Origin of the sequence: Neobacillus drentensis (genome assembly GCF_036962765.1) — a bacterium.
In the GTDB taxonomy this organism is placed as follows: domain Bacteria; phylum Bacillota; class Bacilli; order Bacillales; family Cytobacillaceae; genus Neobacillus; species Neobacillus drentensis_C.
Window position 1 is genome coordinate 15,685 of the sequence record NZ_JBALOS010000070.1, and the last position, 7,696, is coordinate 23,380.

Consider the following 7,696-nt stretch of genomic DNA (forward strand, 5'->3'; position numbering starts at 1 on the left):
ACCGACATTTTTCCACGTCCTCGTGCACTGTCAACAAACCACATACTAATCTCCTTGCCCAATCCCAGCAAGAAAGGCCTTAATGATAATCATCAAACTCTCATTCAAATCCACTGACATCTTAAAGCCGCCTTTTTGCTCTAAGGCTGAGAATCCATGTAAAATACTGCGCAATCCCCTGACAGAATGTAAGGCACGGTCACCTTCTAATTGATAGGCCTGCAAAATACGGACTGAAAGGTCTACGATTTTTGCGCCCGCTTGCTGTACATCTACATCTTCGGGATTCGGGGCAAGCAAGGTAGCTTCATAAATACCTGGATGTTTTCGGGCAAAATCCACATATGCCTGACTTACCGCTAGTATAGCTTCGGTGCCTGACACCCCAATCGCAGCATCTGCCATAACTTCATACAGCCTATCAAGTCCGTAGATAGCCAATTTCTTTCGTAATCCAGTAAGTCCATCGAAATGGTTATATAATGAAGGGGGACGGATCCCTAGTTTCTTCGCCAAGTTAGCTAAGGTAACTTCCTGCACCCCCTGTTGGTCGGCAAGTTCTCCTGCTGCTTCAATTATAAAAGATATTTCGAGACCGATCTTGGGTCTTGGTGACATCGTCATTACTCCCTATCTAAGTTTTCGTTCAAGATGCCTGATTGCCTGTTCCATCTCATTCACAGGATTCATCAACATCTCTCCGTGGCCGACTGCAAGTACTGCTGGTTGATAACCTATTAATTTCCGCGCACTTGTCAACGCTGTTTCCTTACTCCATGTACCAAAGGCTGGGAATGGAAACCACGGAATGATATCCCCTGCCACCGCCATTCCACCTCTTGTTTGCAAGGCATCACCGGCAATCAGCGCCCTTGTACGCAAATCTAAAAAGGACATCGAACCAGGTGTATGCCCTGGTGTTTCGATCGCGGTTAACGAACCGATCAGATCGCCCTCCTTTAATAAAATGTTGGCGCGCGTTTTTAATTTTTTCGGCACACCGCCTTTAATCGGTGTTTGTACCTCTTGAGAATCAAGGGACCGATCACCATTCATTAGTCTGTGATCCCGATTCGAAATATAGACCGGTACTTCTGGCAGCCATTCTTTTAATGAATCGAGCGCTCCGACATGGTCTTCATGAGCATGCGTCAATACGATTTTGGTAATCGGCTTTCCAATCGTTTTTGCTGCCTTCAAAATCCCCTTCGCGCAAAAACCTAATGCAGCATCAATTAGCGTTAGCCCATCCTCTTCCTCCACCAAATAGCAGTTGACTGGAAAAACACTCGCCATAAATGTGACTTGATACAAGTACCCATTTTTAATCATCCTCATAAGGAACACCTCCTTTTAACTAATATGATTAGTTTTATTTTAACTAATACTATTAGTTTTTTCAAGACCTTTTTGGAAAAAATTATCATTAGATTAGATACATAAGCGAACCAAGACATTTTCTTCTTAAAATTTGACATATATTCATCGCTTTTTCCAAAAGATACTAACTACTGAAAAGAGATTTTTTTATTAATTAAGTTGACACTTAATTAAGCGTACGCTAAAATAACAACATGATTGAAAAAGTCCTACATGCTTTGGCAGAGCCTAGACGTCGAGATATTCTATATCTTGTTCGCGATGGAGAGCTTACCTCCAGCGCGATTGCCTCCCATTTTGACATCTCAGCTCCTGCAGTTTCTCAGCATCTCAAAGTTCTCGAACAATCTGGCCTTGTAGTGGTTCGGAGGGACGGAACAAAACGGTACTACGGTATCAGAAGGGACGGTTTTTCAGAATTAAAGCAGTATATTGACCGTTTTTGGGATGATAGTTTACTTCGTTTAAAAGAAGCTGCAGAAGAGGAAGAAAGGAGAATTAATCGTGAATCAGACCAATAATGACGTAATCACCAAAGAAATCTTTATTGAAGCCCGTCCGGAAACATTATTTTCATTCTTTACGGATGCAGACAAAATGGTCCGCTGGATGGGAAGACAGATCCTGCTCGAGCCTAAAATCGGCGGTAAATATCGAATTGATGTGAATGGCAGCGATATTGCCATGGGCGAATATGTTGAAATTGTTCCTTATGAAAAAATTGTCATGTCATGGGGCTGGGAAAAATCCAAGCTCGTGCCGCCCGGCTCAAGTAAAGTGGAATTCAAATTGACTCCGAAAGAAAATGGGACAAACCTAGTATTAACTCATTATGACCTCCCAGTGGAAGAAATCCCTTCACACCAACAAGGCTGGTCACATTACATGCCGCGCATCAAAGATTTTGCTGAAGGCAGAGACCCCGGCGTAGACCCTTGGTCCGTTGTAGCAATGCATTAATGTAATAAAACGGTAAAACTCATGGTTGATTGGACGCGGATACAGCAGGACTCCCGCGGGAATTGCAGGATACGGGAGACCCCGCAGGCGTGTAAAGCACCGAGGAGGCTCCCGGACCGCCCACTGAAAGCGAACTTCTTTCGCTCTAATCAACTTAAATAAAAATAATTTATTAGGGAGAGAGAAAAAAATGACTAAATTATCTTGTAACTGTTGATTTACTGTAGAAAACACCGACCGCTATAAAGTTGAGGCGGTTATGTGGCACCATGCCATTCAAGATCATGCGGACATGTTGAAAAGCATGAACGTTGAGATGCTGGAAGAATGGTTAAAAAATAAAGATAAGCAGTTAGCATCTGCTTAATAAAATGGGAGGAATAAAAATGTCTAATATCATTCATCAGGAAGTAGTATTCAACGCAAGCCCTGGACGAGTATATGAAGCGCTCACAGATTCTAAACAATTTAGTGAAGTTACGGGAGGGGCTCCGGTTGAAATCAGCCCTGAAGCTGGCGGGACTTTTTCTTGCTTTGGCGGTATGATTCTTGGAAGAAACATTGAACTTGTTCCAGGAGTACGAATTGTTCAAGCTTGGCGTGTAGCGAACTGGCCTGAAGGGGTTTATTCTATCGCGAAGTTTGAACTTAAAGAACAAGACTCTAATACCCTTTTGGTTTTCGATCACATCGGTTTTCCTGAAGCTGAAGAAGTACATCTTGCGGCTGGATGGGGCGAAAATTATTGGAAGCCTTTAGAAAAATATTTAGGGTAAGCTTTTTCCTATTTACGTAAAAATGCTTGGAGCTTCTCCAAGCATTTTTTTATATATCGATAACAATTTTCTCTGATTTAGCCCGCGAAACACATGCTAATATACTCTTTTGTGAACCTTTTTGTTCCTCAGTTAAGAAGGAATCATAATGATCAATTTCCCCCCACTAGCACGTTAAGTTCACAGGTTCCGCACCGTCCAACTCGGCAGAAATAAGATGCCTTGATGCCCGCTTCAAGCAATGCCTCTAACAGGTTGGAGTATCGCTACACATCTTCCTTAAATGGATATGGAAATGATTTTAGAGCTGCTGCTTGAGCATAATCTCGATATTTACTAAAAATTCTATATATTCATTTTAATAAAAAAAGGGGAAAATGAATCCTTTTTTAGTGGGCTTCTGTGTAAACAGTTGGTCTGAAGGTCCAAACTTGCTTGGAAAACGGAGGTAATGTCTTTCATGAAGTAGATGATGGACAAATCTCACTTCGAATACTAAGCATTTGTCTTTCATAACACCGATGATGGACAAATCTCACTTCGAATACTAAGCATTTGTCTTTCATAACACCGATGAAGGACAAAACTCACTTCGTATGCTGAGAATTTGTCCTTTATAACACCGGTGATGGACAAATCTCACTTCGAATACTAAGCATTTGTCTTTCATAACACCGATGATGGACAAATCTCGCTTCGAATACTAAGCATTTGTCTTTCATAACACCGTTGATAGACAAATCTCGCTTCGAATGCTGGGAACTGTCTTTCATAACGCCGATAATGTACAAAAACACTCCTGTGAATTGAAAAAAGATCGTTTGTTTGAAATTTGTTCAAAACTTTTTTACAAATATGTGAAATAGTGAACAATTTACCCTGATTTCAAAATAAGTTTGGTATAGTAAAAATGTAGATAACGAATAAAAATTTTATTAAACAAGGAGTGGTTCACATGGTAGTAAATTGGTTAAGAGAAAACAAAGTTGCCGCAGGAATTTTAACAGTCCTTCGACTTTATATCGGTTATTCTTGGTTAACAGCAGGATTCCACAAATTAACAGGCGGGTTCGATGCTACTGGATTTTTAAAAGGAGTAATTGCTAATCCAGTAAAAGGTCCGGATGGCAGCGTCGTTTATGGCTGGTACGTAGATTTCTTACAGCACTTCGCATTACCAAACGTCGATATTTTTAATACAATTGTTCCTTTAGGTGAATTTTTAGTAGGACTTGGACTTATTCTTGGCTGCTTAACAACAGCTGCAATGTTCTTTGGTCTTGTGATGAACTTCGCGTTTTTCTTAGCAGGAACCGTATCTCATATCCCAACAGACCTATTCATCGGAGCTATTATCCTGTTCTCTGGTTTTAATGCCGGCCGTATCGGTCTTGACCGTTGGGTAATCCCATTTATTCGTAAAACCACTTTAAAAAAGCCAATTAAACAAAACGCCTAATGTAAACAAAAAAAGCGGCTCAATCTAGAGCATCCCTCTAGATTGAGCCGCTTTATTAATTTTTAAGTGATTCTTAAAAGCTATTATCTTCTTCCAAGCCTTCCTTGTTCAAGTACCAATTTGATACCTGTGTAAGAATGGCAAACACGAAAAAGAAGTTCATCGCCCAGACATTAATGAACGGGGATATGCCGCCAAATTCAATAGTTTCAAGGCCTTTTAGTTTCATGACAATAGTTGATTCGATAAAAATAAGCACAAAACCCACTACACCAGCAATAGCCGCTCTGATCATATGTCATCCCCCTGAAACTGAAAAATTTATGTAAAATAATAAAATGGTGATTTTGACAATTTCGTGAACATCTCCCTCTTATTATATTACAAGAAACGAATTAACAACACCCTGAACACTTAATATGAGCGATAAATGCAACCAAAGATGTAACTAGTGGAAACTGCAACATCTTAAGTTATAGCGTTACCACCATATTCCAAGAAGTCCCATCCACGCCTACCTTTTTAAAGCCCATTTTAGTATATAATTGGAGCGCCTTATTGTTAGGGTCCACGCTTAATGAAACCCTGCTAAAGCCCATTTGTTTGGCTGCCTTTAACATCTCGCTAAGAAGAGATGTCCCTATTCCTTTTCCTCTGTAATCTGGAAGAAGGGCCATTCCTAATAGTGGGGTATTCTCATCAATATAACCATATGTTTTATTGGTATCATTGAATAGTCGGATCCAGACAGCGCCAATTGGTGTGTCAGTCGAGGTTGTCGCAATTAAGGATGTATCGCCTTTTCTTCCCCAGCCTATCAATGATTGGGCAATATGTGGTTCATTAAGTATATCTCGCGAAGGCCGCTGATCGCCCTCAGGAGTGAAAATTGCTTGATACAACATCTCCCATAAAAAATCCTCCTCTTTTTTAACTCCCTGTCTAATATGATACCTGTCCATATCCATCCCTCTTTTCTAGTAATTAAAAATATGTTGTGGTGCTAATCCTTATGCAAAACTATATTTCAGCCACACAAATTAGCGGAGCATTTTTACATTTCTCCACTAAAAATCTTCACAACTTCCACACAAGTTCCACCTAATTTCAACACAAGTTTTTCATATGATTAAGTCAAGTTAATACGGAAATGGTTAAAGAACTCATTTCTTAAAACTTCCCATTTTTGGATTGGTGCCTGACACCAATCTATTTTTTTTTACCCAGAAAAAAGGTCAGCCATCACATTTTATGATGGCTGACCTACTACATTTTCTTAGTTTACCCCTACTTGTGTCCAAGCAGATTTAACAGCATTGTATTGTGTGCTGCCAGAGCCATACAAATCAGCTGCGGCTGCAAGGAGAGCGGCACGTGCACCGCTAAAGTTACTTGTCGGAGTCAGATAGACCGTAAGTGCACGATAGTAGATCTTTTCAGCGACGGCTGTTCCCAGACTTGAAATCGTTAAATAAGCTGCTTTGTTCGGAATACCACTGTTCGTGTGAACTCCACCATTATCAGACGTTGTATTTACATAGCCACTCATATTCTCTGGCTGTCCATAAAGACCAGGGTTTGAAAGACTTCGAAGAGCATCTCCGGAAGTATTTGGTGTATACACATCTTCCCCAATTAAATAATCCCCTTTATCAAGGAATACTCCGAACGTATCAGAAATGGACTCATTTAAGGCACCTGATTGATATTGATATTCCAACCCTGCTGTTCTTTCTGTAACCGCATGTGTCAATTCATGGGCAACGACATCAAGTGCACCTGACAATGAACGGAAGGTTGTCCCATCGCCATCTCCATAAACCATTTGTGCCCCGTTCCAGAAAGCATTGTTGTAATTTCTACCATAGTGGACAGTGGAGCGAAGAGTAGCACCATTATTATCAAAACTATTTCTATTAAACGTATTCTTATAATAATCATAGACAGCACCAGCATAGTAGTGCGCGTCGACATCTGCTCGCTGTGACGTAGCGTTGAAATTATTATCAGCATCAACAGAATAATTACCAGGTAAACGAGATGTATTTCCTGCCGTTCTTGTTTCAATAACACCCGTCATCGGCTTGGTAATATCATATAAATAATATGTTCCACTTGAATAATAGGTGTTAAGTGTTTTCGTATCCCCTAAAACACCGACCCCAGTTCCATCAGCGACAGCATTATAGAATTTTAAGATATTACCATTTACGGCATCCACATAGACGACCCAGTTGGCAGGATATGGCTGAATAAATTGAAGATTTGTTTTGTAAGCCAAATTAAATTGATCTCCGTTTTTATATACCACTAATTCTGCCTTTTCCACCGTATCCTCTACCTTTTTACCAGTAGGACCAGCTTCGGCATTCGTTAAGGTTTCCGCTTTCGTTACTTTAATAGATTTCCAGGCCTTATCAATGGCAGCACCCTTCGATAGCTGTGCTTTCAAGGCCCCTTTGAAATTAGAGGATGCCTCTGGGAACACATCTCCATTCACTGCGGTAACGATTCCATTTTTATCAGTGTGGACCTTAAACTTTGCCCCATCAACTGGAATCCCTTGAATGGATTGAACAAAATTATAGTGCTTGCTGCCAAGTTCATCCGTCTGAACATCTAGTAATGTTAAATCTTTAGCAGTATCTAATTGATATAACTCTTTATTTTCTTTTAAAAATTGTTTCACTGCATCTTTATCTTTATATGCTTTTGTTGATAGCTTTCCATGGACAAAGGATGGCACCTTTTGCCCTTGTTTCCAATAAACCTTAGCGTTCTGACCAAATTGCGCCGCATCTTTCTTAACCGTAACATTGTACGGAATCGTTTTTGCTGCAGCCGTAATCGGGAGCACAGACCCTATCGTTAATCCCAATGCTAATACAAGTGATGTTCTCTTTTTCAAGCCAACCGCCTCCTAATTTCTTTTTGTATAGAATTTTCAAAATAATCATAACATGTTAAATCTATTAGGATAAATTGGGAAAAAAGTAAGAGTCAGGGTGTCAGGCACCAGCAGAAATATTCTATTCTATTAAAAAAACCAACGCTAGGTATGTCATGGCGTTGGGAAAATTTAGTTATTTATTTTTTCGTAAAACTAAACGTTTTATTATTT

At 40.1% G+C, this 7,696-nt stretch carries 10 protein-coding genes; 4 read left to right on the plus strand and 6 right to left on the minus strand.

The genetic code is table 11. The features are described from left to right. Positions 1–45 precede the first annotated feature (45 nt). Entirely contained in the window at positions 46–618 is a 573-nt protein-coding gene (locus V7137_RS10605) for a TetR/AcrR family transcriptional regulator (RefSeq protein ID WP_335698059.1), read from the minus strand. 12 nt (positions 619–630) lie between these two features. Further along, complete coding sequence (locus V7137_RS10610) at positions 631–1,338, minus strand: MBL fold metallo-hydrolase (RefSeq protein WP_335698060.1); 708 nt, start codon at positions 1,336–1,338, stop codon at positions 631–633. A gap of 236 nt (positions 1,339–1,574) precedes the next feature. Between V7137_RS10610 and V7137_RS10615 the strand changes: the two genes are divergently transcribed. The 3 genes from V7137_RS10615 to V7137_RS10625 all read left to right on the plus strand — a co-directional run bounded on the left by V7137_RS10615 (position 1,575) and on the right by V7137_RS10625 (position 3,116). Next, positions 1,575–1,901 (plus strand): ArsR/SmtB family transcription factor, encoded by a 327-nt coding sequence (locus V7137_RS10615; RefSeq protein ID WP_218348447.1) that lies wholly within the window; start codon positions 1,575–1,577, stop codon positions 1,899–1,901. Then, positions 1,885–2,340 (plus strand): SRPBCC family protein, encoded by a 456-nt coding sequence (locus tag V7137_RS10620; RefSeq protein WP_026568447.1) that lies wholly within the window; start codon positions 1,885–1,887, stop codon positions 2,338–2,340. The genes V7137_RS10615 and V7137_RS10620 overlap by 17 nt, the downstream gene beginning before the upstream one ends. 386 nt (positions 2,341–2,726) lie before the next feature. Beyond that, positions 2,727–3,116 (plus strand): SRPBCC family protein, encoded by a 390-nt coding sequence (locus tag V7137_RS10625; RefSeq protein ID WP_335698061.1) that lies wholly within the window; start codon positions 2,727–2,729, stop codon positions 3,114–3,116. A gap of 152 nt (positions 3,117–3,268) precedes the next feature. Here V7137_RS10625 and V7137_RS30665 read toward each other — a convergent pair whose 3' ends face one another. Beyond that, on the minus strand, positions 3,269–3,370 hold the full coding sequence (locus tag V7137_RS30665) for a 2Fe-2S iron-sulfur cluster-binding protein (RefSeq protein ID WP_420490117.1): 102 nt from the start codon (positions 3,368–3,370) through the stop codon (positions 3,269–3,271). 701 nt (positions 3,371–4,071) lie between these two features. On the opposite strand from V7137_RS30665, the gene V7137_RS10630 reads away from it, so the two are divergent. After that, positions 4,072–4,575 (plus strand): DoxX family protein, encoded by a 504-nt coding sequence (locus V7137_RS10630; protein ID WP_335698062.1) that lies wholly within the window; start codon positions 4,072–4,074, stop codon positions 4,573–4,575. A gap of 73 nt (positions 4,576–4,648) precedes the next feature. Here the strand turns inward: V7137_RS10630 and V7137_RS10635 are convergent, their stop codons facing one another. The 3 genes from V7137_RS10635 to V7137_RS10645 form a co-directional block, all read right to left on the minus strand. Next, positions 4,649–4,870: a hypothetical protein gene (locus V7137_RS10635; protein WP_335698063.1), complete on the minus strand. Its 222-nt coding sequence runs from the start codon at positions 4,868–4,870 to the stop codon at positions 4,649–4,651. Positions 4,871–5,048: 178 nt separating this feature from the next. Then, positions 5,049–5,537 (minus strand): GNAT family N-acetyltransferase, encoded by a 489-nt coding sequence (locus tag V7137_RS10640; protein ID WP_335698064.1) that lies wholly within the window; start codon positions 5,535–5,537, stop codon positions 5,049–5,051. A gap of 314 nt (positions 5,538–5,851) precedes the next feature. Continuing rightward, complete coding sequence (locus V7137_RS10645; protein WP_335698065.1) at positions 5,852–7,483, minus strand: M4 family metallopeptidase; 1,632 nt, start codon at positions 7,481–7,483, stop codon at positions 5,852–5,854. Positions 7,484–7,696 lie beyond the last annotated feature (213 nt).

What these genes read in the sequence shown, in the direction of transcription:
- V7137_RS10615 (WP_218348447.1), top strand. Translation starts at nt 1,575, where the DNA reads ATGATTGAAAAAGTCCTACATGCTTTGGCAGAGCCTAGACGTCGAGAT.
- V7137_RS10610 (WP_335698060.1), bottom strand. Translation starts at nt 1,338, where the DNA reads ATGAGGATGATTAAAAATGGGTACTTGTATCAAGTCACATTTATGGCG.
- V7137_RS10625 (WP_335698061.1), top strand. Translation starts at nt 2,727, where the DNA reads ATGTCTAATATCATTCATCAGGAAGTAGTATTCAACGCAAGCCCTGGA.
- V7137_RS10635 (WP_335698063.1), bottom strand. Translation starts at nt 4,870, where the DNA reads ATGATCAGAGCGGCTATTGCTGGTGTAGTGGGTTTTGTGCTTATTTTT.
- V7137_RS10605 (WP_335698059.1), bottom strand. Translation starts at nt 618, where the DNA reads ATGTCACCAAGACCCAAGATCGGTCTCGAAATATCTTTTATAATTGAA.
- V7137_RS10640 (WP_335698064.1), bottom strand. Translation starts at nt 5,537, where the DNA reads ATGGACAGGTATCATATTAGACAGGGAGTTAAAAAAGAGGAGGATTTT.
- V7137_RS10630 (WP_335698062.1), top strand. Translation starts at nt 4,072, where the DNA reads ATGGTAGTAAATTGGTTAAGAGAAAACAAAGTTGCCGCAGGAATTTTA.